Source organism: Gordonia oryzae, from assembly GCF_003797185.1.
GTDB lineage: Bacteria > Actinomycetota > Actinomycetes > Mycobacteriales > Mycobacteriaceae > Gordonia > Gordonia oryzae.
The window spans coordinates 1-23,018 of sequence record NZ_RKMH01000015.1 but is presented as its reverse complement, the minus strand read 5'-3'; the positions used below and the strand labels follow the sequence as shown (position 1 = coordinate 23,018).

Genomic DNA, 23,018 nt, shown 5'->3' with positions numbered 1-23,018 from the left:
ACGATCTCGATACCTTCGGCGACCGCTTCGGTATGCGCCGGGCCGATGTCGCAAACCTTGAGTGAGACAACCGGTTTGCGTGGCGCGGCGGCGTCACGGGTCACCATACTGAACTGGGAGGTGCCGCCACTGGCGGATCCCGGTACTGCCCCAGTGTGGCGATCCACGCGAGGTTCATCAACGCATCCTGCCCGAGAACATGCGGGAGGTGCGCACCGTAGCGTCGAGATGGTCGACCGTCAGGATGGGGTACCCCGCGCGACAGTCTTATGGTGCTCATCAGGGGTGGGCTGCTCGACGAAACGATCCGGCGGAACAGGGGCGCCACACGGCCGGACACAGCACCGAAGTGTCGCCACCATGAGTTGGAACTACCTCAGGGACATGGACGGCGTACGCATCGGCGAGAAGTACGCGATCCCCGACGCACTGATTGCGGGAGTTGCGCGATCTGCGTGCGCGCCGGTGTGCGGACGGGCCTCGACACCGATGTCGACCATCCACCCAGGGCACGCCGAATCCGTTGATGCGCGCGCGGCGTTGCCGAGGATGGGCGCCCACTGGAAGAACACCCTGATGATCGGTGATCGGATGGACCCCGACCCGATCTCCGGACTCGAGGCGGGGCCGCAGGCAACCCTGTCCGCTACAACGACTGCCCGATTCGATGATTCGAAGCAGGCGGTCGTTGTAGCGATCGGGCTCAGTGCGCGAGAGCCTTCGCCTTCAGGTGCTCGAATTCTTCATTATTGATCGCACCGGAGTCGAGTAGCGATTTCGCATCGGCAATCTGTTGTGCCGGGGAAGTACCCGCGACGGTCTTGATGTAGTCGTCGGATTCTTTCTTGTATTCGACTGCGGCCTTCTGCGCACGCTCGGCCATTCCCTGACCCTTCACCAGCAGGTAGGCGAACGCCGTCAGATACGGCAGGATGATCAAGAAGATCACCCAGATCGCCTTGGACCAGCCCGAGGTCTTATGGTCGCGGAACAGGTCGGCGATGATGTACCACAAGACGATCAGATACGCGACGAACGCGAAGACGATCACCATCGACCACAAGAAGTTCCAGAACGAGTCCCACATCGGGAGTGCTCCTTACGAGATAAGAGTATGTGGTCAGTTTTCTGACCGGCATCAGCATCCCACAAAATATATAATCACACCCACGAGACGGCCAATTGACGGCCGACGTCCCCAACGCACACCGATTCGGCACAATCGGTGACGTGAACGTAGAACTCGGACTCGATACCTTCGGCGATGTCACGATCGATGACGGCGGCGCACCGAACTCGGCGGCCCAGACGATCCGCGACGTGCTCGATCAGGCGATTCTCGCCGACGAGGTCGGCGTCGACTTCCTCGGCGTGGGCGAACACCACCGCCACGATTACTCCGTCTCAGCGCCGGAGGTGGTGCTCGGGGCGGTCGCCGCGCGCACCACGCGCATCCGGCTCGGCACTGCGGTGACCGTGCTCAGTTCCGACGATCCGATCCGCGTATTCGAACGCTTCTCGACACTCGACGCGCTGTCGTCGGGTCGTGCGGAGGTCATTCTAGGCCGCGGATCGTTCACCGAGTCGTTCCCGTTGTTCGGCTTCGATCTCGAACAGTACGAGGAACTGTTTTCCGACAAGCTGGATCTGTTCGCCCACTTGCGAACCGGCCGCCCTGTCACCTGGTCGGGGGCCACCCGCGCCCCGCTGACCGATCAGACCATCCACCCTCCACTCGAGACGCCCCCGCTACCGACGTGGATCGCGGTCGGCGGCAGCCCGGAGTCGGTGGTGCGCGCCGCGCGGTACGGACTACCGCTGATGCTCGCTATCATCGGCGGCGATCCCCTGCGGTTCGCACCGTATGCAGACCTGTATCGGCGCGCACTGGCACAGTTCAACACACCGACCGATCTCCCGGTGGGCGTGCACTCGCCCGGCCACGTCGGCGACACCGACGAGCAGGCACGCGACGAATTGTGGCCGCACTACCGTACGAATGTGGCGCGGATCGGCGCCGAACGCGGTTGGCCCGCTCCGACGCGCATCGAGTTCGACCGGTCGACAGGGCCCGGCGGCTCCCTCTACGTCGGTTCGCCAGAGACGGTGGCGCACAAGATCGCCCGCACCGTTCGGGCCTTGGGACTCGATCGCTTCGACCTCAAGTACTCCCACGGCACACTGCCGCATCGTGCCATGATGCGCAGCATCGAACTCTATGGCACCCAAGTCATCCCGCGAGTTCGCGAGATCCTGGGTGACGCCGTCACCGACGCGCGAGAGTGAGGGAGAAGTCGCCCATCGGGTCGGTCCAGCTCGTGACGGGCGCCAGTCCGGCGTCGGCGAGTTCGCACCGCAGCACCGACAGATCGAACTTGGTGCTGATCTCCGTCCGGACCTCGGAACCGGACCGAAGACGCCAACGACGTTGCAGGTCACCGAAGTAGGCATCGATGTCCCGGCGCGCCCGCAACCACATCTCGATGCGGTGGCGCGCGGGATTCCACCGGGCGACGTGGTCGAAGTCGTCGGCGTACAGCCCGACGGCGTCGAGCCCGGTACGCAGAACCTCGATCATGTTGCGATTGAAATCCGCTGTCACCCCGGCCTTGTCGTTGTATGCGGCGACGAGCCGACCGGTGTCCTTGATGAGGTCGGCTCCCAGGAGGAAGTAGTCGCCGGGGGCGAGCGTGGTGGCAAGGCCGGAGAAGAACGCGCGGCGTCCGTCGTCGTCGAAGTTGCCGATCGTCCCGCCAAGGAACACCGCCAGCCGCGCCCCCTCGCACGACGGCAGCACCAGCCCCGCATCGGTGAAATCCCCTTCGACCGGTCGGATGTCGATGCGCGGGTAGTCAGCGGCGAGGATGCCGGCGGATTCAGCGAGCATCTCGGCGCTGACGTCGACGGGTACGTAGACGAAGTGTCCGGCCGCGCGAGGGCCGATGGGTTCACCCGTGCGGGTGAACGCATCGAGGAGGAGTCGGGTCTTGGTCGATGTGCCCGAACCGAATTCGACCATCATCGCCGCGTTCGTGACATCAACGACGTCGTCGGCATGGTCGCGCAGGATGGCGGTCTCACGCCGAGTCGGGTAGTACTCGGGTAGCCGGGTGATCTCGTCGAACAGCCTGCTACCACGTTCGTCGTAAAGCCATTTCGTCGGCAGTACCGGCGGGGTGGACCATAGACCGGCGAGAGCGTCGGCGGCCAGTGGGGTCAGCGTTTCGAGGGTCACCGGGCGAGCCTCAGACCGGTGAACACCCAGCGCGACGGTGCTGGGAAGAAGTTGCGGTACGTCACACGCTCGTGGCCTCGGGGCGTGATGGCGGCCGCACCGCGCAGAACATGTTGGTCGCTCATGAACTTTCCATTGTATTCGCCGACCGCCCCGTTCGCGGGGACGAATCCCGGAAACGGAAGGTAGGCACTCGAGGTCCACTCCCACACATTGCCGATCATCGCCGCGCCACCTGGTCCGGCGACAGACCGCGGATGACAACGATTAGGGTCCAACAACTCTGAGCGTTGGGCGCCGAGAGTAGATGCGGCAGTCTCCCATTCGAATTCGGTAGGCAGACGGGCACCGGCCCACCGGGCGTAGGCGTCGGCCTCGTAGAAGCTCACATGCAGCACGGGTTCACCGGGATCGAGCGGTCGCCGTCCCGAGAGCGTGTACGTCGTCCACTGCCCGTCGTCGTCACGGTGCCAATAGCCGGGCGCCTGCCAACCGGTCTGCCGCAGGTGCGCCCATCCGTCGGACAACCACAACTCGTGGCGCCGATAGCCCTCGTCGGCAATGAACTCCAGCCAGTCGGCATTGGTGACGGGCCGCTCGGCGATCTCGAAGTCCTCCAAGAAGACTCGATGTCTAGGGCCCTCGTTGTCGTAGGAGAATCCATCGTCGGGCCCGGCGCCGACCTCGGTGACACCACCGGCGACAGAGCGCCAGGTCATCGGCCCCGGCGAGCTCGGCGCATCGAGTTCACGGTCGACGTAGATCGGGCCGGGCGTGAGCGGAATCGTCGAGAAGAGATGCTTGACGTCCATGAGCAGCAATTCCTGATGTTGCTGTTCATGATTGCAGCCCAGTTCGACGAGGTCGAGCGCGGCGTCATCGAGCGCGCCACGCGTCAGAGCACTTTCCATCGCCGCATCCACGTAGTTGCGATAGTGCGTGATGTCGTCGACGCCGGGTCGGGTGACCAGGCCGCGATCCGGTCGCGGATGGCGTTCGCCGACAGCCTCGTAGTAGCTGTTGAACAGATAGCGATAGGACTCGTCGTACACCACATAGCCGGGATCGCGGCGGAGGACAAACTCCTCAAAAAACCATGTGACGTGGGCCCGATGCCATTTGGCGGGGCTGGCCTCGGTCATCGATTGCGGGGTCTGGTCCTCGGGCGACAACCGGTCGGCCAGCAGGTCGGTGAGCTCCCGGACTTCTCGAAAGCGTTGCGCCGGCGACTGATCGGTGGGTACCCAGATGCGTTCGGTGATGCTCACTGGAGGTCCTCCCGTGGCGTGCGGACGCGGGGTTCATCGACCCCGCCCACTCCATCGTTCCCACGACTGCGCCGACTGTCAACGATGACATCGTTTGTATCCTCCGTTCGTCGACCTCAACCGGGCTGATCCGTCGCCGTCGTCGACGACATCGACAGCAGCCTCTACGGCGCTGGCACCCACCACCCCCTCGATCACGCGGCCGGTGGCGACGGACTCGGCCTCGTCGTCGGTGTCGGATTCGTGCGACCGCCAATCTCGTTGCTCGTCGGCGGCGATGCGGTCGAGCGTGTCCTCGGGATGCAGCCGATCGTCGGGGTCGAGGCTGTACTCCCCGTTCGAGCCTTAGGGGGTGCTGTCGTTCTCGTCACCGCTCAGAGGTTCACGGCGCAGCGCCGCGCAACCGAGGGCCAGCAGGCTGAGCCGAAGGACGTCCTTCGGCCCACACCGAAGACCCCCCACAGCGGTGACGTCTTTGTGAAACAGATCATGTTCGTACCCTGGTTCGGCGACAATGACGACTGTGATCGAGGAAATGCAGGACGAAGCCCGGTCCTTGCTCTTCGCGGGTGAATACGAACATGCGCTGGCCGAGTTCTCGGTGCTGCGCGAGATCCGGTCGCGACGTGAGGGGCCGTACTCACCGATGTATCTGTCCAACCTCCACGACTCGGTGCGCTGCATGTCGCACCTGGGTTTGTGGGCCGACGCCACGCCGCTGTGCCGCGAGCTGCACGGCAAGTACGTGCGCACGCACGGACGCGGCGAATCCGATACCGTCGACGTCGCCAAACACTGGGCGTGGGCGCTGGTGCACCTCGACGACTACCCGCCCGCCGTACGCCTGTATCTGCTGACCGCCGACGCCGTCTGGGACGTCGACCGCGACCAGGCCCACCGCCTCCTCGGCGCGGCGCTGGCCCATCGACACGACCTCGACCCCGAGGCGATGGTGTCGCCGGGGAACATCGACGGAGTGAACCTGCGCCATACCGATGACGTCCTCGCCGACCTCTGCGACCTGCGCGCCCACCTCGCCGGCGATACCGGACCGTTCGATCACACGACGATCGACGGTCTGGTGGCCTGAGCCGACCGGACGGTCAGCCGACGATTCCGCGCGCGGCGGCCCGCTTGCGCTCGCGCCGAAGCGCGACACTCTCGTAGCTGAAGTACCGGCGGCTGGGTCGGCACCACAGCAGGTAGTAGAAAAACACATTGACCGCGACCGCCAAGCCGACGACCGCCGCCGCCGGCCACGCATCCGGGTGCGTACCGCTCGCACCGCTGCCGTAGAAGATCAGCACGGCGATGACACCGATGCCAATCGCGACGCACCGGATGATGCCGAACACCGTGTAGTAGATGTAGGGGCCTCGGGCACCTCGCAGAAACGCTATGGCTATCCAGAAATCCAGCGCGATCAAGACTGCGGCCACAGCCGAGACGATCAGCAAGAACGAATGATAGGCCGTCAGCTCCCATCCATTCGAGTAGGCGTAGCTGTACACATCGCCGTTGGAGACGATCTCCGATGTGGCATTCCGGCTCCACTCCTGAACGCCGAGGAACCACACCCACCAGAACACCTCACCGATGACCACGAGGGTCAATACGAAGATCTGCCAGCGTCCAAAAAAGGTGACCTGCCAGGGACGGACGAACGCATGGTCCGTCGGCATCGGATCGCCAACCGATCTGGCAAGCGGCACCGGACCGCCATACGACACCCGAGCCGGCGCGCCGGGCTGGAAGGCCGGTAGCGGAGGCAGCGGTCGCGACTGCACCGGCCGTGGGGGCATCGCGTGTGAGGGCAACGGTCGCTGCGGCACCGGTTGTGACGAGCGTGGTTGTTGCATCCGCGAGCGTGGCGAGGGCTGAGGCGCGGGATTCGGCGCTGACGGTGGCGGCCCGGCTGGGCGCGCGGGTGGCACCGCGGAGTACGCAAGTGGCAACGGCCTGTTCGGCCCAGGGTCCTGGGCGTCCGTTTGCATGGGTCGACGCTAGGTGCCGGAAGTCGCAGTCACCATCGTCCGATCGGACCAACCCGACATCACGCCTGGTCCAGGCCTTTGCCGACCGGGCGTGATGTCGGGTTCAGCTGTGATGGCGAGTACAGGGACTGGTCAGGCCTCGACCGCGCGCCCACCACGACGGCGGAACGCATACGTGTCCACAGCGAAATGTCCGGCATTGGCAAATCCGACGGCGAGCAGACCTGCGATCAGTGCCAGCGGCCATTCCCAGCCGATCTTTGCCGGCATGTCAGCGGCCTGGGCGGCAACCCAGAAACCCTGCTCCCAGTGCGTGTAATAGATGGCCCCGATCATGTCGACCACCAGCACGATCGACACCAGCGGTAGCAGCAGTCCGAGTACGAGCAGGATGCCACCGCCCAGTTCGGCCCAGGTCAAGATGTACGCCGAGACGCTGGGGGCGGGTGCGCCGATCCCCTTGAGCATGCCCTCCACACCGGAGAGGTGATAGACGTGGAGCTTTTGCCAACCGTGTGCGATGAAGATGATCCCGAGGATCATTCGAGCTGCCAGGAGCGCGATGCTGCGCACACCGTTCATGTCGACTTCCGTTCTCGATCGGCAACCTCGTAGGTGCCACGTTTCCTGTTCTGACTGAACCCAAGATATACGGACCACGGTCCGCTTACAATCGCGGCGCACCCGCATGCGATGCCCGCTGATCCCTCGACGGGTACTCTGAGTCTCCGCACGGTCGGTGCTCGAACAGGCGGCCCGACACGCGATCGTCACCCGGTCGAGTCCTTCGCAATCAGCCCGTGACCGACCCGCTATGCCTGCGTGCCGGAAAACCGGACCGCTCATGTGACACGCCACCGAGGATGAGGGAGATGTCGAGTGCGGGGAAAGTCGGTCAAGGTATCGCGACAGCCCCTCCTCGGATCACCAGCCGACGAACTGGACCCCTATCTCCCCGACAACGGGAACCTCGGCTACCGCATCTCCCGATATGACCTGGAACTCGAGTACAAGGTCGCCAGCAATCGGCTCGAGGGCACCGCGACACTCACTTCGACGTCCTACGTCGCCCTTCAGCGCTTCACTCTCGATCTCGCCGGAACACTGAGCGTCTCGCGCGTCACCGTCGACAACAAGAGGGTGCGCTACTCGCACCGCAACAAGAAGCTCACGATCACCCCGGCCGCGCCGGTTCCGCCGGGTGGGGCGATGACGATCGTGGTGCGCTATCACGGCTCACCGAGGCCGATCCGCGGCTCCTGGGGTGAGGTCGGCTGGGAAGAACTGACCGAGGGTGCGCTGTGTGCCAACCAACCCAACGGCGCGGCGTCGTGGTTCCCCTGTGACGACCATCCGCTGGCGAAGGCGACATATCGGATCGCGATCACCACCGACAGCCCGTATTACGCACTGGCCAACGGGGTCCTGGAATCCAAACGCGTACGCGCCGCGCAAACCACCTGGGTCTATCAACAGGTCGAGCCGATGTCGACCTATCTGGCGTCCATCCAGGTCGGACCTTACAAGAAGGTCTCGTTGGCCACCAAGCCAATTCCGATCGACGCGGTGTTCCCGCCGCGACTGACCCGCAACCTCGCCATCGACTTCGGCCGCCAGGTGGAAATGGTTGAGGCGTTCGTCGAGATGTTCGGCCCGTATCCGTTTCCGCGTTACACCGTGGTCGTCACCGATGATCCGCTCGAGATCCCCATTGAGGCGCAGAGCTTTTCGACGTTCGGAGCCAACCATTGCGACGGCACGTCGCGTTCGGAGCGACTCGTCGCCCATGAACTCGCGCATCAGTGGTTCGGCAACTCGGTGACGCTGGCGCGGTGGCGCGACATCTGGCTGCACGAGGGATTCGCCTGCTACGCCGAGTGGTTGTGGAGCCAGCGCTCCGGAGGCCGCAGCGCCGACGAGTGGGCCCGGCACTACTACGCCAAGCTGGCCGCGAGTCCGGTGCGGGTCGCACTCGCCGATCCCGGACCGCGAAAGATGTTCGACGACTGGGTCTACAAGCGCGGAGCGATCACCCTGCACGCTTTGCGACTGACCATCGGTGACGGCAACTTCTTTGCCCTGTTGCGCCGCTGGACCGACAAGTACCGGTACGGATCGGTGACCACCGAGGACTTCATCGCCCTCGCCGCCAATTTCTCCTCGGCCCCGCTGCAGGATCTGTGGACACGGTGGTTGTTCACCCCGGAGCTGCCCGCCTATCCGACACCCTGAAAGCTGTTGCGTGAGATCACTTCTCGCGAAGCGTGCGGACGTAGTCCTCGACGTCGTCGAACCGCGGCAGCAGACCGGACGCGCGTGCGGCACCCACACCCGGGGCCGCGGTGTCCTTCGCGGACAGTTCGTAGACCAATGGACTGCCGTCGCGGGCGAACCTCGGCCAATCGATCCCCAGTTCGGGGTCCAACGGGTTGATCCCGTGTTCGGCACCGGGGTTGTAGCCCGTCGAGCACAGGTAGGTGACCGTGGAGTTGTCGGCGAGCGCACAGAAGGCATGGCCCAGCCCCTCTGCCAGATACACCGCGCGGCGATGGACGTCGTCGAGTAGGACGGTGTCGTAGGTGCCGAATGTCGGTGAGCCGACTCGGATGTCGACAATCACGTCAAGGATCGCTCCGGTGGTACAAGTGACGTATTTGGCCTGTCCGGGCGGGACGTCGGCGAAGTGCACGCCCCGCAACACCCCGGCCGCCGACACCGACAGGTTGACCTGCGCGAGATCGAAGCGGTGCCCGATGACCTCGTCGAGGAAGTCGGCTTTGAACGCCTCGGTGAACACCCCGCGCGCATCGCCGTGCAGTACCGGGGTCAGCTCCCAGGCACCAGCGATCGAGAGCTCTCGAACCTTCACGCGAATCCCTTTCCGCGGGCGAGGATGTCGAGGAGATAGTCGCCGTAGCCGGACTTGCGCAGTTGCTCGGCCCGGGCCGCAAGCTGATCGTCGTCGAGATATCCCTGACGCCAAGCGATCTCCTCGGGCACCGCGATCTTGAGTCCCTGTCGTTGTTCGACGGTCCGCACGAAGTTGCCCGCATCGAGCAGCGAATCGAAGGTGCCGGTATCGAGCCAGGCGGTGCCGCGTGGCAGCACCGTGACCTTGAGCTTGCCACGCTGCAGATAGTGGTCGTTGATGTCGGTGATCTCGTATTCCCCACGCGCACTGGGCTGTAGTCCACGCGCGATCTCAACGACATCGTTGTCGTAGAAGTACAGCCCCGGAACCGCGTAATGGGACTTCGGTGCGGCGGGCTTCTCCTCCAACGAAATCGCCGTCCCCGACTCGTCGAACTCGACGACACCGTAGGCACCCGGCTCGGCGACCCAGTAGGCGAAAATCGCCCCACCGTCGACGTCGCCGAATCCCTGCAACTGCGAACCGAGTCCGGGGCCGTAGAAGATGTTGTCGCCGAGCACAAGGGCTACCGAATCGCCGCCGATGTGCTCGGCACCGAGGGTGAACGCCTGGGCAAGTCCGTCGGGCGACTGCTGCGTCACGTATCTCAGCTCGACGCCGAATTGGCTGCCGTCGCCGAGCAGCCCACGGAAGGCGTCGGCGTCGGTGGGCGTCGTGATGACGAGGATCTCCCGGATGCCGGCGAGCATCAGCGTGGACAGCGGGTAATAGATCATGGGCTTGTCATATACGGGCACCAGCTGTTTACTGACCCCCTGCGTGATGGGGTGGAGGCGACTACCGGTGCCCCCGGCCAGGATGATCCCGCGCATGGGTGCCAGGGTAGCGGGCCGAAGTCGGACGACTCTCGGTATCCTCGACACGGCGACATTCTGAGTCGTCCCGCTCGGCCGGGGCGGCCATGACGCTGCGTCGCGCAGCTGTCCGGACACCACGAAGGGCTCGACCGACATGCGCATTCTGGTCACCGGGGGCGCCGGATTCATCGGCGCGAACTTCGTGCTGCGCACCGTCGAGAATCGTCCGGACGCACGAATCCGGGTACTGGACAAGCTGACCTATGCGGCCAACCCCACCACCCTCGATCCGGTCGCCGACGCCGTCGAACTCGTCGAGGGCGACATCGCCGACGCCCCACTGGTCGACCGGCTGGTCGGCGACTCCGACCTCGTCGTGCATTTCGCCGCCGAATCGCACAACGACAACTCTCTGACCGATCCGTCAACCTTCGTCCAGACCAACCTGGTGGGCACCTACACCCTGCTCGAGGCGATCCGCCGACACCGGGTGCGCTACCACCACATCAGCACCGACGAGGTCTACGGGGACCTCGAGCTCGACGACCCAGCACGATTCACCGAGCAGACCCCCTACAACCCGTCGAGCCCCTACAGTTCCACCAAGGCCGGCAGCGACCTACTCGTTCGTGCCTGGGTGCGCTCCTTCGGCGTGGCCGCGACGCTGTCGAACTGCTCCAACAACTACGGGCCATATCAGCACGTCGAGAAGTTCATCCCGCGCCAGATCACCAACGTCTTGTCCGGGGTGCGGCCCCGCCTCTACGGCGACGGACGCAACGTGCGCGACTGGATCCACGTCGATGACCACAACGACGCCGTGTGGACCATCATCGACACCGGCCGCATCGGTGAGACCTACCTCATCGGCGCCGACGGCGAGGTCGACAATCGCACCGTCGTTGAGACGATCCTGGAGTTGCTCGGGCAACCGCGCGACGGGTTCGACTTCGTCACCGATCGGCCCGGTCACGACCGCCGCTACGCAATCGACTCCACCCGGTTGCGCACCGAATTGGGTTGGCGGCCAAAGTATGCGGACTTCCGATCCGGAGTTGCAGAAACGATCGACTGGTATCGCGAGCATCCCGAATGGTGGAGCGATGCCAAGGCGTCGGCGGAGGCGCGGTATGCCGAGACCGAGCGGATCATCGGCCCAGTGGCACCGTCTCGGTGAGGAATTCGATCTGGTCGGTGACGACTCGTTCGAACGCATCACCGACGTAGATATCGAAGTGGCCGTCGGGATACCGACGCAGAGTCACCATCGGATTACCTTCCGCCGCAGCGACGGTGGGGCCGACCGGCGCGACGCTGTCGGCGTCGCACGCGCAGATCAAAGTGGGCACCTGCAGCCGACGGACACTGCGGGCGGGCACATACAGTGGTATGGCCAGACCGACCCGCGCGGCGACGGAGTTGGTGAATTCGAGGCCGGGCGGGATCAAACCCAGATAGCCCGGTTGCGCATCCGGCGCACTCATCAACGCCGCCTCGTGTCCGGAACCGGCCAATCCCACGCGCACCGGGGGACGGCGCAGTGCCGCCGACGCGAGATCGGCCAGCCCGCGCATCGTCACCTTGAACGCGCCGAGGCGATCGAGCGCCAGTGTCGAGGCCGGTCCACTGGTGAACGGACATTGGGCGACCACCGCGGCTACTTCCGGATGCCTCGCGCCGGTGACCAAGACGTGACCACCTCCGAACGACGTGCCCCACAGCACGATCCGTGCGGTATCGACGCCCGGCAAAGTACGCGCGTAGGCCAACGCTGCGGTCCAGTCGGCCAGCTGCCGACGGATCGAGAGCAGCCCGCGCGGAGTACCGTCACTATCACCGAAGTGCCGATAATCGAACACCAAGCACGCATACCCCGCAGCGGTGAAGCGCTCGGCGAAGGCATCCAGGCGCATGCGACGCACCGCACCCAACCCGTGCGCCATGACAATGACCGGCGGATCACCGCTCGGATCGTCCGGCCGGTAGAACCAGGCACGGCATGTAACCCCGTGTGAATCGAACTCTACATCTCGTCGCATCGTCACTCCCCCACTATTCGCCCTTACGGTCTACCAAATGCCGACCGATTCGCTGGTAACGATATGGTAGCGACTCGCCGGTTCGGCTAACGTCGCCCTGACCGGGCGCGACTTCAAGATTGCAAGCATCCACCTGGTTGGCCGAATCGGAGAGGCAGTCATGCGAATAGGTCTTATTGGGCATCGTCTCACCGTTGATGGTCGTCGCATCGCGACAGCGCTGATCGCACTGAGCGCGTGGTGCAGTACGGCCGCTACGTTCGCACCCGCCGCCCACGCCACCCCCTCGACGGCGGACGCGGGCATCCACCGGGTGGACCAAATCGGCGATCTGTCCTACCAGGCGATGTTCGCCGTCGGGGTACAGGTCTTCGAATACGCCGGGGTCATCGAGGAGCGCTACAACGACGACTCAACCATCTACTACACCGTGCTCCGCAAACTACACACCCCCGCACAAGGCACGCCGGGCAGCCGCCGATACGGATTCATCGGCGCAGCACTACCCGCCACCTTCGCAATGTACCCGACCCTTGGCCATCCCTCAGTGCTGGCGCATTCAAGCTTCATCTTCGGGGTAAACCCCTCACGTATGACGATACTGCCGGGAAGTGGCCTCTCTCAGTGCCTTACCTTCACAATCGGCCCCGTCGGAAAGCTCACCGGGGGCGGCGCGCTCGCCAGCAACACCTGCTGGAGCTGAGTGCTCGGCGCGGCCGCTAGGGCCGGCAGCCAAGGCATCTCAGCGCGTGGTCGCGCCCGCTGAAGTCGTGGGACCCAGGTGCGGTTGCCGCAGATCGCCATCGAACAGGATGTGTCTCCCAATTCTTCTGCGAGGGATTGGCGCGAACGATTGCGTTCTGGCAAGGCGGAGGAAGCGATAGCGGCAGCTATCGTGACCGACGACAACGCGGCCAGGGCGCAATCGGGCCGCCAAGACCCGCACAGGGAATTGGGAGACACACCCTAGCTCGCATCGGCCCCACGAGCACTTCCCAGCCCGACCTTCTACCGTGGAGCTCATGCGCGTACTCGTCAGCGGCGGAGCCGGCTACATCGGCTCCCACACGGTGATCACACTCGTCGAGGCCGGCCACGACGTGGTGATCGTCGACGACTTCTCCAATGCCAAACCGACGGTGATCGGTCGGCTCGAGGCGCTCACCGGGGTCCACCTGCCGGTTCACGCATTCACCCTCACCGACTACGACAAGACCGAACACCTCTTCTCCGGTGAGCAGATCGACGCGGTCATTCATTTTGCGGGGTTCAAGGCGGTCGGCGAGTCGGTGACCAAACCGCTCGACTACTACCAGAACAACCTCGATTCGACGTTCTCACTGCTACGCGCCATGCGCCGCCACGACGTGCACACGCTGGTGTTCTCGTCGTCGGCGACGGTGTACGGCGCAGAGCCGGTGCTGCCGATGACCGAGGACTCCCCGACCTCGGCCACCAACCCGTACGGGTGGACCAAGGTGATGATCGAACAGGTACTGCGCGACGTCGCCGCGTCCGACGAGTCGTGGCGGATCGCGGCACTGCGCTACTTCAACCCCGTCGGCGCGCATCCCAGCGGGCAGATCGGCGAAGACCCCTCCGGCATCCCCAACAACCTCATGCCCTTCGTCGCGCAGGTCGCCGTCGGGCGTCGTGAGAAACTGTCGGTGTTCGGCGACGACTACCCCACCCCCGACGGCACGGGTGTGCGCGACTACATCCACGTCGACGATCTCGCGGCCGGTCACGTCGCGGCGCTCGAACGCGTCGGCAGCCACGACGAGCCGATGTCAGTGTGGAATCTCGGCACTGGCCAAGGGATTTCGGTTCTCGAGGTGATCAAGGCCTTCGAGCGGGCCAGCGGCCGGGAGATCCCGTACGAGATCGCCCCGCGACGCCCCGGCGACATCGCGGCCTCCTACGCCGACCCGTCGCGCGCAAACGCCGACCTGCGCTGGTATGCGACGAAGACGATCGACGACATGTGCGCCGACACCTGGCGGTGGCAGTCGAACAACCCGAACGGCTATCCCGACGCCTGAACTCGTGGCACCCGGCGTCGACGGGCCCCGGCCATGCCCGAAATGAGACACTCGCCTCCGAGATACTTGTAGTTCTACAATCTTTGTATGTCCACAAGCATCTCCCCGGCGGAGCTCACCCCGCGCCACAAGATAATCATCCTGGCGACCTGTTGTATGAGCCTGCTGATCGTCTCGATGGACGCGACGATCGTGAACGTCGCGCTCCCGTCGATCCGCACCGAACTGCACGCGTCGGTGTCGTCACTGCAATGGGTCATCGACATCTACACGCTGGTCCTGGCCGCCCTGCTGATGCTCTCGGGCGCGACGGCCGATCGTTACGGACGCAAACGCATGTTCCAGATCGGGCTGACGATCTTCGCTATCGGCTCGCTGGCCTGCAGTCTGGCGCCGTCGGTAGCCGTACTCGTCGCCGCCCGCGCCTTGCAGGCCATCGGCGGTTCCATGCTCAACCCGGTCGCGATGTCGATCATCACCCAGGTCTTCGTCGAGCCCAAGGAACGCGCTCGGGCCATCGGCATGTGGGGTGCGGTGGTCGGCATCTCGATGGCGCTCGGCCCGATGATCGGTGGCGCGCTCATCGATCTCATCGACTGGCGCGCGGTCTTCTGGGTGAACCTGCCGATCTGCGCCGCAGCTATCGCGCTGACCGCGATCTTCGTGCCCGAATCGCGCTCGCCGGTCATGCGGACCCTCGACCCGATCGGGCAGGTGCTCGCGGTGATCACCCTGGCCGCGGTGGTCTACGGATTGATCGAGGGGCCGGTCCAGGGCTGGGGCTCGCCAGCGACCATCGCCGTATTCGTCGTTGCCGCACTCGCTTTCGTCGGCTTCCTGATCGCCGAACGGCAGCACGTCGACCCGTTCATCGATCTGCGGTTCTTCCGCAGTGTGCCGTTCTCCTCGGCCACGCTGATCGCGGTCTGCGCATTCGCGAGTTGGGGTGCGTTCCTGTTCCTCATGTCGCTGTACCTGCAGGACGTCCGCGGTCTGTCGGCGATCCAGACCGGCGCCATGTTGCTGCCGCCCGCAGTGGCGGTGTTGATCCTCTCGCCGCTGTCCGGGCGTGCCGTCGGGCGCTTTGGCACCCGACCGTCGCTGGTGCTGGCCGGTATCGCCATGCTGATCAGTTCGGCACTGATGACGACCATCGAGCGCGACACCTCGCTGGTGACGATCGGGATCATCTTCGCCGTCTTCGGCATCGGCTTCGGTGCGATCAACGCGCCGATCACCAACTCCGCGGTCAGCGGGATGCCGCGCCATCGCGCCGGCGCGGCGTCGGCGGTTGCCTCCACCAGTCGACAGGTCGGCGTGAGCATCGGCGTCGCGCTGGCCGGCAGCATCACCGGCGTCGCCGCGTCCGGGATCGGGCCGGAGTTCACCGCCGACATGCACCCGATGTGGATTCTGGTGGTCGTCTTCAGCGCGATCATCCTCGTCCTGGGTCTGGTGTCGACGACGCACTGGGGACAGCACACCGCCGCCGACGTCTCGGCACGACTCATCGAACCGGAGACCGCCGATGTCTGACCACGACACCGACGCGCCGACGATCGACGCCCTCGTCGACGACGTCTGGCAGGCGATGATCACCCTCGTCTTCGACTCCCGCGACCCGTGGCGCCGCGATGTGGTCGCGGCAACCGGCCTGCCGTTCAGTCGAATCCGCGTGCTCCGACGGGTGGCACACGGGCCGACGCCGCTCAAGGAGCTCGCCCGCGCGGCCACAATGGATCCGCCCGCGGTCTCGGTGGCGGTCTCCGACCTCGAGTCGGCGGGCTACGTCGTCCGCAAGGTCACCGAGCAGGATCGACGGTGCAAGTATGTGCATCTGACCGATGCCGGGCGCGCGGTGCTCGACATCGTGGCCGCCGTCCCCGATCCGGCTCCGCCACAACTGCGTTCACTCGACGCCGACCAACTCCGCCGCCTGAGTGCCGCGTTGGGTCAGGGAGTCGAATCCGACGCGCCCGACTGAGCGCCTGCCGCACCATCGTCGAGGCCGGGGCGATACATCCTGTGCCCGACCCCCACGATCGCCAGGCACACCAGTGCCGCACCCACACCGAACAGGAACATCTCCGGATAGGTCAGGGCGCCGAATGTCTGTGAGAGCCAGGCCAACACGGCCGGGACCGCGAACCCCAGATAGGTGACGCCGTAGAACACCGCGCTCAGACCCGCCAGATCCTCGGGACCAGAAATTCTCTGAACCTCCAACAGCCCCGCAATCATCGCCATGCCGTATCCACAGCCCAGCACGGTCGCGGCGACGAGGGACAGCCAGATCGTCAGCACGTGAGCGGCCAACGCCGCCAAGCCCATTCCGATCGCAAGCACCACCAGAGCGCTTACGACCCCGCGGACTCCGTCGGGGTCGTCGATGCGTCGCCCCAACGACTGGATGCCGAAACCGGCGGCCAGCCCGAGCACACAGCACAACGCGGCGAAGGCGATCGGCGCGCCGGACGTGCGCACCGACATCAATGCGGGGATCACCGCGTACGCCGTGGCGCACGCACCGAACACCCACGGCGCCACCGGTAACACGACGAGCAGAAAGCGCAGGTGTCCGGCCGACGGGATCTTCAGATCGTCGACGAGCCGGCCCGGATTCTGTTGCCGCTCGCGGGTTTCGGGAACACGCAGGATCAACAGCACGGCGATGGCGGCGATCGAGATGTTCACCGCATAGGCCAGCACGTGCGGCCACGGCGCCCATTGGGCCAGTGCCCCGGCGACACCCGCACCGACGCCGAAGCCCGCGGTCAGGCTCATCGCGCCGCGTCGAGCGCCCGCGGCCGCGCGGTCACCGGCGCGGACACTGAGCTCGGTGATCCAGCTTCCCCCGACAGCCATCGAAAGTCCCAGGGCCACACCGCTGAACACCCGCCCCACCGACAGCAGCACGATCGAATGGGCACCGAACGCCAGGAGCAACGAGCCGAATGCGGCGAAGATCGGCGCCGGCAGCATCAAGGGTCGCCGACCGAGTCGATCCGAGAGCGGTCCGCCGATGAGCAACGCGGGCACGATGCCGAGGACATAGAGGAACAGCAGCGCATCCACCGCCACCGCCGAGAACTCGCCACTCTGGCGATACATCACCAGCAGGGGCGTGAATTCGTTTCCGCCCCAAGCTGAGGCGAACACAGCAAGTGCGACGGCCGGCCAGGTGGCGCGGTGCGTGCGGTGGGCAGCGGTGGTCGATGCGGTCGTCAGGGTCATCGCAGGTCTCCCGGCAGGTCGTGGACGTCACTGAGGTGACGGCGCAGCGCGGCGTCGAAGCCGTCGGCGTCGCGGCGTTCGATGAGAACGAGGAGTTCGGCGTGATCGGCGAGGATGCTCTGCGCGATCGCCGGGTCGCGGCGCACGCTCGTGGTGGTCATCCGGCGATGACGCTCGCCGAGGCCGGCGAAGAAGCCCGCGAGCAGCGCGTTGTCGCCGGCAGCCACGATGCGCTGGTGGAATTCGGCGTCGACCCTCGAGAACCGGGCGATGTCGTCGTGCTCGATGAGCCGATGCTCCTCGAGATTGCGGCGCAGCGACTCGACGAGTCGTGCCGTCGCCGAATCGGCGGCGACGACCGCGCGCACCGCATGGCCCTCGAGGAGTTGGCGTGCGTCAACGACGTCGCGGGCATCGCGGTCGGTGACCGGAACCACGAGGGCCCCGCGTTTGGGATAGAGGCGCATCCACCCCTCGGCCTGTAGACGCAGGAAGGCCTCACGGACCGGGGTCCGACTGACCTCGCAACGCTGGGCGACCTCGCCCTCACTGATCAGCTCGCCGCCGGAGATCTCGTTGGTCAGGATCAGTTCCTTGACCTCGTCGTACACCCGATCGGAGGCCGAAACGGCAGACGAATGCAACATAGACACAAGTTGTATGCTAAACACCTGCGGCAGTAGTCACCACCGGTTTGTTGCCTGGATCACCCGCCCGGACCACTGTGACCCGGGGGTTCGCGGGCGAGAGACTCTCGGTATCCCGCGGCCGGTCCGCATGACCGCGCGGTTCAACGCCGGATCGTGATCGACGCCGATTCGCCCCCACAGCCGGTGACATCGTCGCCACCCGAGCAGGAGAACATGACCGTGACGAGCACCGAAGACCACACCGCACACAGCGTCGGCGAATCGACTATCGCCGATCATCCGATCACCGACGAAGAGATCTTCCTGGCCCACGTGGGCGGCAAACTCTCGGTGAACTGCGCTCCCCGATCCAGACCCAGCGGGATCTGTCGATCGCCTACACCCCCGGCGTGGCCCAGGTCTCGCGAGCCATCGACACCGAGGCCGCGCTGGTCAACAGATACACCTGGACCGATCGGCTCGTCGCCGTGGTCAGCGACGGCTCAGCGGTGCTCGGGCTCGGCGACATCGGCCCTCGCGCATCACTGCCGGTGATGGAGGGTAAGTCGGCGCTGTTCCGGACGGTCGCCGGACTCAACTCGATTCCGATAGTCCTCGACACCAAGGACCCCGACGAGATCGTCGAGACCCTGGTGCGTCTGCGCCCGAGCTTCGGTGCGGTGAACCTCGAGGACATCTCCGCGCCGCGCTGCTTCGAGATCGAACGGCGCGTCATCGAGGCACTCGACTGCCCGGTCATGCACGACGACCAGCACGGCACCGCGATCGTCGTGCTCGCCGCCCTCAAGGGCGCCCTCCGACTGCTCGACCGTGGACTCACCGGCCTGCGGGTGGTGATCTCTGGGGCCGGCGCGGCCGGCGTCGCGTGCGCCAACATCCTTCTCGCATCCGGGATCTCCGACGTCGTCGTGCTCGACTCTCAGGGCATCGTGTCGCAGAGTCGCGATGATCTCAACGAGTTCAAGGAGGACCTCGCCGCGCGCACCAACCCACGCAAACTCATCGGCGGTGCGGCCGAGGCGCTCGCCGGCGCGGACGTGTTCATCGGAGTGTCGGCGGGCACCATCGAGGAGAGTGTGATCGCGTCGATGAACGACGACGCCATCATCTTCGCGCTGTCCAACCCGGATCCGGAGATCCACTCGAAGATCGCCGCCAAGCACGCTGCGGTCGTCGCCACCGGGCGCAGCGACTTCCCGAATCAGATCAACAACGTGCTCGCTTTCCCCGGGGTGTTCGCCGGGTCGCTCGACGCTGGCGCCACTCGCATCACCGAGAGCATGAAACTGGCTGCCGCAGAGGCAATTCTGTCGGTGGTTGCCGAAGATCTCGCGGTGGACAAGATCGTGCCGAGCCCGCTCGACCCGCGGGTCGCACCGGCGGTGGCCGCGGCCGTTGAGGCAGCGGCGAGCGCCGAGGACTGACCCAACGCGCCGACAACTCGCCTGGTTTCAGTCATTTCGAAAGTAGCCTCGGCCCACAACCCCAGGTCGCAGCCCACGGGCTACTCGGCGAATGACTGAAAACAGGCGACCGCGCGTGATTCAAGGCCGAACGCCGGCCGATCAGTCGGATTTTTCGCGGTCCTGCCATGTGCACAGGCAGATCTCGTTGCCCTCGGCGTCGGCGAGCACCCAGAACGACGGAGCGTGGGCGTCGGTGACCAGGTGTCCGCCGGCGTCGATGGCCGCTGCCATCCGTTCCTGCACCTGATCGTGCGGCAGCCACAGATCGACGTGCATCCGACTGCGTTGCGGCCGTGGCGAATCCATCTGCTGAAACCAGACCGGGGGAAGAATCCCGGTGGGGTCGACGAGGTCGAGCGTGTCGTCGGGATCGTCGTCGTAGCCGAGGACCGTCTTCCAGAACGAGCGGATCGCGGTGATGTCCAGCGCGTCGATCGCGAGGTCGAAACGCGCGGGCGGCGCGGGAGCAGGTTCGAGATCCATCTCGCGGGCGATATCGGCAATCCGGTTCGCCAACGCGACGTCGGCATCGGTCATCCGATGCTCGCTGTGCGTGGTGAGGGACAGGCGCACCGATCCGTAGCGCAGATCGACGTCGGGATGGTGGTTGGCTTCCTCCGCGGCGTCGATGATGCGGGCGACGAATCGCCCTCCGGTCACCATGTTTCGGGTCCGATAGGCGACCCGCAAAGCGTTGGCGATGACCCGCCACGGGTCGGCGACGGCACCGGTGACCTCGGCCGCGGCCAGTGGGGTATAGCGGTTATCGCTCATTACCCGACGATACGGCCGATCCCGGGTGACAAACACCGTCGCGGGCATCGCCGGGATTGCGCTGGTCCCATGTTGATCCCGGCCCGGCTGCTGCCACGGATCGTTGAGGGAGAGGTCGACCTGGCCTTCCGCCGGTGGTCGGCTCCACCTCTGCGTCCGGGTTCACGTTTCATCAGTCAGGGTGAGCTCATCGAGATCACTGCGGTTGAGCAGATCGCCAATTCCGAGATATTCGACGCCGAGAAGGCAGGTAAGATATTACGCCGCACCGTTGATCCAGTCTTCCGTATGGCCTGTGCGCGCCCTCCTGGATCGGCTCAAATCCCACGCCCCGCATGGACCGTGGACGCGAGAGGTGCTGACGCTCATCGCACGTCGACCGGAAGTCGTGTCGACTGAACTGGCTGCCGAGCTGGGCCGTCCGCGGCCGGATTCCACTCTCGACCTCCGCAAGCTCGCGAAGCTCGGACTCACCCACAGCCTCGGAGGTCGGCTACGAGTTGTCACCGCGGGGTGAGGAATTCCTTCGGCGCGAATCCCCGAGCCAATAGGTGTCGCGGCCCAAAATCGATCATGCCCTCGACGCTGCCGGCACCATCTTCCTCATCACCGACGATTGCCAGGACCCCTGCGAGGATCTGTCGGCGCGAGGTGTCGAGTTCACCGAGGCACCAGAGTCCCAGCCGTACGGCATCCATGCGGGCTTCCGCGATCCCTCGGGCAACAGCGTGCGGTTGACCCAGATTTCCGAGCACATCGCGACGTCGTAGGCGTCATACTCACACGATGACCGCACGTCATCGGGCGCAGATGCGGCCCCTGATCATCATGGCGGCGGCACTCCTGGCCGCAGTCGGCGGGGGCATCCTCGGCAGCACCGCGGCGGCGGCCGCCCCCTTTCCGGTGACCACCGACGTCATCGCCGCACAGGCCGCGGGCTATCTGCGTCCGGCGACCACCTCACCACCGGGCGCCAACCTCGACCACTGCACCGACCGCCACGGCCGAGACCCGGTGATCCTGCTGCACGGCACCGCGTCGAACCAGCTCTCAGCGTGGGCCTATCTCGCTCCAAGCCTGGCCAACGCCGGTTTCTGCGTATTCAGCCTGACCTACGGACAGACGCCGTGGAGTGCGAACATCGGGGCGCTCGCCGACAAGTCGCAGTCGACGCGCGAGGCGGGGTCGTTCATCGACGCGGTGCGCGCACGGACCGGCGCGACGAAGGTCGACCTCGTGGGGCACTCTCAAGGTGGGGCGATCGCGCAACTGGTCACCCAGGTGCCCGGCAAGGCCGATCAGATCGCGACCATCGTCGATGTGTCGGCACCCAACCGCGGGTATGCGAACTCTCCGTGGGCGCCTGAGGCTGCGCCGCAGCCAGCCGGTCAGGGTGACAACGGGCCCCTGCACCAGGGAATCCGCTACGTCAACCTCGCAACCACCCACGACGAGATCGTGTTTCCGCTGGCCAACGCGCTGATGGACCCGGCGCCCCACGTCACCAACATCGTCGTCGAGTCGATATGTCCGCACTCGGTGATCGGGCATCTGGGGATGATCTACTCCCCGACCGTCAGCGCCCTGGTGCAGGGCGCCCTCGATCCGCGGCGTCCGGTGCCCGTGCCGTGCGGCGCGGACTATCCCGCCTGACCCGAGGCGGTTTTTGTTCGGCGCCCGCGACTAGCTACACTCGTCACCGCTGCCTGCGCAGCACGCCGCCCTAGCTCAGTCGGTAGAGCAATTCACTCGTAATGAATAGGTCAGGGGTTCGATTCCCCTGGGCGGCTCCACAGGTCAGGGGCTATTTTTGCTGCTGACCCACACCTGCCGCAGCCGCCTCGTGTCGGTGGTATGTCGGTCCCGACGGTTAGGCGCTGGTTGCCGCGCACGAACTCGACCTGAACTTCCTTCTCACCCATCGTCGCCACCTCTCTCATTCTCGGTCTGTTGTTTCCACGCCTCGATCGCGGCGTCTGCCCGCGGTCCGACGCTGTCGTAGAACACATCACCGATGCGGGCCTTAACTCCGGCAAACAACGCCACACCGCATTCTCGTCGTCTGGAAACCACACGATCAGCCGCACGGCCGCACCCTCACGAAGGGGATGCGACACTCTCCACACCACGTACTGTCGCGATTACCGAGCCTGTACGAGGGCCGCCGAATCATCCGCCGACGCCACGTGCGGCGGAGTCCCTCGGACATCGCCGATCGCTGTTTCCATTCTCGCAGCAATCCCGTCGAACGTGTCGGGGAACAGTCCCGCGTAATGCCTGAGTGTCGTCGACGCATCTTCGTGACCAAGCATCCGCGCAACCGCGGTAACGGAAGCGCCGGCCTGAATAGCGAGGGACGCCGCAGTGTCACGGAAATTGTGAGGCGTAACGTCTGCCGGCAACCCAGCCGCTTCAAGCGCGGGCGTGAGCGCACTCCGCCGGAAGTTCCTATTGCGAAGCGGCGTCCCGGCCGAGGTCTGGAAGAGCAATTCGCCACTCCCGACGGTCTTAGCCTCGATCCACCGATTTGTGTGGAAGTGGGCGGTGAGGGAGAGACGAAATGCCCTGTCTGAGTGACAGAATGGGA

23 protein-coding genes, 1 tRNA gene and 2 pseudogenes are annotated in these 23,018 nt (G+C 65.4%); 14 read left to right on the top strand and 12 right to left on the bottom strand.

The features are described 5' to 3' along the window. Nucleotides 1-45: 45 nt before the first annotated feature. The gene (locus tag EF294_RS22765) at nucleotides 46-753 is read left to right on the top strand and encodes an HAD hydrolase-like protein (protein WP_425459448.1); all 708 of its coding nucleotides are present in this window, start codon (nucleotides 46-48) and stop codon (nucleotides 751-753) included. Here EF294_RS22765 and EF294_RS17505 read toward each other — a convergent pair. Further along, nucleotides 704-1,087 carry an SHOCT domain-containing protein gene (locus tag EF294_RS17505; RefSeq protein WP_123932251.1) on the bottom strand — a complete coding sequence of 128 codons (384 nt, stop codon included), beginning with the start codon at nucleotides 1,085-1,087 and terminating at the stop codon, nucleotides 704-706. The two genes, EF294_RS22765 and EF294_RS17505, sit on opposite strands and share 50 nt — an antisense overlap. 143 nt (nucleotides 1,088-1,230) lie before the next feature. On the opposite strand from EF294_RS17505, the gene EF294_RS17500 reads away from it, so the two are divergent. Continuing rightward, nucleotides 1,231-2,286: an LLM class flavin-dependent oxidoreductase gene (locus EF294_RS17500; protein ID WP_246007932.1), complete on the top strand. Its 1,056-nt coding sequence runs from the start codon at nucleotides 1,231-1,233 to the stop codon at nucleotides 2,284-2,286. Here the strand turns inward: EF294_RS17500 and egtD are convergent. Next, nucleotides 2,267-3,235: an L-histidine N(alpha)-methyltransferase gene (gene egtD / locus EF294_RS17495; RefSeq protein ID WP_123932249.1), complete on the bottom strand. Its 969-nt coding sequence runs from the start codon at nucleotides 3,233-3,235 to the stop codon at nucleotides 2,267-2,269. The two genes, EF294_RS17500 and egtD, sit on opposite strands and share 20 nt — an antisense overlap. Further along, complete coding sequence (gene egtB / locus EF294_RS17490; RefSeq protein WP_123932248.1) at nucleotides 3,232-4,503, bottom strand: ergothioneine biosynthesis protein EgtB; 1,272 nt, start codon at nucleotides 4,501-4,503, stop codon at nucleotides 3,232-3,234. Before egtB ends, egtD begins: the two co-directional genes overlap by 4 nt. Nucleotides 4,504-5,017: 514 nt before the next feature. On the opposite strand from egtB, the gene EF294_RS17480 reads away from it, so the two are divergent. Beyond that, a complete protein-coding gene (locus EF294_RS17480; RefSeq protein WP_185091140.1) occupies nucleotides 5,018-5,593 on the top strand; it encodes a hypothetical protein in 576 nt (191 codons plus the stop codon). A gap of 13 nt (nucleotides 5,594-5,606) precedes the next feature. On the opposite strand, the gene EF294_RS17475 is transcribed toward EF294_RS17480, so the two are convergent. Beyond that, nucleotides 5,607-6,185, bottom strand: a complete 579-nt coding sequence (locus EF294_RS17475) for a hypothetical protein (protein WP_123932247.1) — start codon at nucleotides 6,183-6,185, stop codon at nucleotides 5,607-5,609. Between the two features lie 444 nt (nucleotides 6,186-6,629). Next, nucleotides 6,630-7,079, bottom strand: coding sequence for a DoxX family protein (locus EF294_RS17470; RefSeq protein ID WP_123932246.1), 450 nt, complete (start codon nucleotides 7,077-7,079; stop codon nucleotides 6,630-6,632). 297 nt (nucleotides 7,080-7,376) lie between these two features. Between EF294_RS17470 and EF294_RS17465 the strand changes: the two genes are divergently transcribed. After that, entirely contained in the window at nucleotides 7,377-8,729 is a 1,353-nt protein-coding gene (locus EF294_RS17465) for a M1 family metallopeptidase (protein WP_123932245.1), read from the top strand. A gap of 16 nt (nucleotides 8,730-8,745) precedes the next feature. On the opposite strand, the gene EF294_RS17460 is transcribed toward EF294_RS17465, so the two are convergent. Both EF294_RS17460 and rfbA read right to left on the bottom strand, forming a co-directional pair. Next, the gene (locus tag EF294_RS17460) at nucleotides 8,746-9,366 is read right to left on the bottom strand and encodes a dTDP-4-dehydrorhamnose 3,5-epimerase family protein (protein ID WP_123932244.1); all 621 of its coding nucleotides are present in this window, start codon (nucleotides 9,364-9,366) and stop codon (nucleotides 8,746-8,748) included. Further along, nucleotides 9,363-10,241 carry a glucose-1-phosphate thymidylyltransferase RfbA gene (gene rfbA, locus EF294_RS17455; RefSeq protein WP_123932243.1) on the bottom strand — a complete coding sequence of 293 codons (879 nt, stop codon included), beginning with the start codon at nucleotides 10,239-10,241 and terminating at the stop codon, nucleotides 9,363-9,365. The genes EF294_RS17460 and rfbA overlap by 4 nt, the downstream gene beginning before the upstream one ends. Nucleotides 10,242-10,380: 139 nt before the next feature. Between rfbA and rfbB the strand changes: the two genes are divergently transcribed. Further along, on the top strand, nucleotides 10,381-11,403 hold the full coding sequence (gene rfbB / locus EF294_RS17450; RefSeq protein WP_123932242.1) for a dTDP-glucose 4,6-dehydratase: 1,023 nt from the start codon (nucleotides 10,381-10,383) through the stop codon (nucleotides 11,401-11,403). Here the strand turns inward: rfbB and EF294_RS17445 are convergent. Beyond that, nucleotides 11,375-12,271, bottom strand: a complete 897-nt coding sequence (locus EF294_RS17445; protein ID WP_425459447.1) for an alpha/beta hydrolase — start codon at nucleotides 12,269-12,271, stop codon at nucleotides 11,375-11,377. The genes rfbB and EF294_RS17445 overlap by 29 nt on opposite strands. Nucleotides 12,272-12,425: 154 nt before the next feature. Between EF294_RS17445 and EF294_RS17440 the strand changes: the two genes are divergently transcribed. The 4 genes from EF294_RS17440 to EF294_RS17425 all read left to right on the top strand — a co-directional run bounded on the left by EF294_RS17440 (nucleotide 12,426) and on the right by EF294_RS17425 (nucleotide 16,291). Then, nucleotides 12,426-12,968, top strand: a complete 543-nt coding sequence (locus tag EF294_RS17440; protein ID WP_246007931.1) for a hypothetical protein — start codon at nucleotides 12,426-12,428, stop codon at nucleotides 12,966-12,968. A gap of 319 nt (nucleotides 12,969-13,287) precedes the next feature. After that, the gene (gene galE, locus EF294_RS17435; protein WP_123932240.1) at nucleotides 13,288-14,307 is read left to right on the top strand and encodes a UDP-glucose 4-epimerase GalE; all 1,020 of its coding nucleotides are present in this window, start codon (nucleotides 13,288-13,290) and stop codon (nucleotides 14,305-14,307) included. Nucleotides 14,308-14,394: 87 nt separating this feature from the next. After that, complete coding sequence (locus EF294_RS17430; RefSeq protein WP_123932239.1) at nucleotides 14,395-15,843, top strand: MFS transporter; 1,449 nt, start codon at nucleotides 14,395-14,397, stop codon at nucleotides 15,841-15,843. After that, on the top strand, nucleotides 15,836-16,291 hold the full coding sequence (locus EF294_RS17425; protein WP_123932238.1) for a MarR family winged helix-turn-helix transcriptional regulator: 456 nt from the start codon (nucleotides 15,836-15,838) through the stop codon (nucleotides 16,289-16,291). Before EF294_RS17430 ends, EF294_RS17425 begins: the two co-directional genes overlap by 8 nt. Here EF294_RS17425 and EF294_RS17420 read toward each other — a convergent pair. Beyond that, nucleotides 16,261-17,541 carry an MFS transporter gene (locus EF294_RS17420; protein ID WP_123932237.1) on the bottom strand — a complete coding sequence of 427 codons (1,281 nt, stop codon included), beginning with the start codon at nucleotides 17,539-17,541 and terminating at the stop codon, nucleotides 16,261-16,263. The genes EF294_RS17425 and EF294_RS17420 overlap by 31 nt on opposite strands. Then, nucleotides 17,538-18,188, bottom strand: coding sequence for a GntR family transcriptional regulator (locus EF294_RS17415; protein WP_123932324.1), 651 nt, complete (start codon nucleotides 18,186-18,188; stop codon nucleotides 17,538-17,540). Before EF294_RS17415 ends, EF294_RS17420 begins: the two co-directional genes overlap by 4 nt. A gap of 216 nt (nucleotides 18,189-18,404) precedes the next feature. Between EF294_RS17415 and EF294_RS17410 the strand changes: the two are divergent. After that, a pseudogene (locus EF294_RS17410) lies at nucleotides 18,405-19,615 on the top strand (NAD(P)-dependent malic enzyme). Between the two features lie 141 nt (nucleotides 19,616-19,756). Here the strand turns inward: EF294_RS17410 and EF294_RS17405 are convergent. After that, nucleotides 19,757-20,431, bottom strand: coding sequence for a VOC family protein (locus EF294_RS17405; protein WP_123932236.1), 675 nt, complete (start codon nucleotides 20,429-20,431; stop codon nucleotides 19,757-19,759). Between the two features lie 295 nt (nucleotides 20,432-20,726). Between EF294_RS17405 and EF294_RS22760 the strand changes: the two genes are divergently transcribed. From EF294_RS22760 to EF294_RS17385, 4 genes and pseudogenes are all read left to right on the top strand, one after another. After that, the gene (locus EF294_RS22760; RefSeq protein ID WP_425459446.1) at nucleotides 20,727-20,948 is read left to right on the top strand and encodes a hypothetical protein; all 222 of its coding nucleotides are present in this window, start codon (nucleotides 20,727-20,729) and stop codon (nucleotides 20,946-20,948) included. Nucleotides 20,949-21,018: 70 nt separating this feature from the next. Beyond that, a pseudogene (locus EF294_RS17395) lies at nucleotides 21,019-21,201 on the top strand (VOC family protein); the annotation flags it as partial. Between the two features lie 40 nt (nucleotides 21,202-21,241). Continuing rightward, nucleotides 21,242-22,084 carry an esterase/lipase family protein gene (locus tag EF294_RS17390; RefSeq protein WP_123932323.1) on the top strand — a complete coding sequence of 281 codons (843 nt, stop codon included), beginning with the start codon at nucleotides 21,242-21,244 and terminating at the stop codon, nucleotides 22,082-22,084. Between the two features lie 64 nt (nucleotides 22,085-22,148). Next, nucleotides 22,149-22,224: transfer RNA gene (locus EF294_RS17385), tRNA-Thr, on the top strand. A gap of 348 nt (nucleotides 22,225-22,572) precedes the next feature. Here EF294_RS17385 and EF294_RS17375 read toward each other — a convergent pair. Further along, the coding region (locus EF294_RS17375) for a tyrosine-type recombinase/integrase (RefSeq protein ID WP_281276016.1) at nucleotides 22,573-23,018 on the bottom strand (446 nt) is incomplete at its 5' end.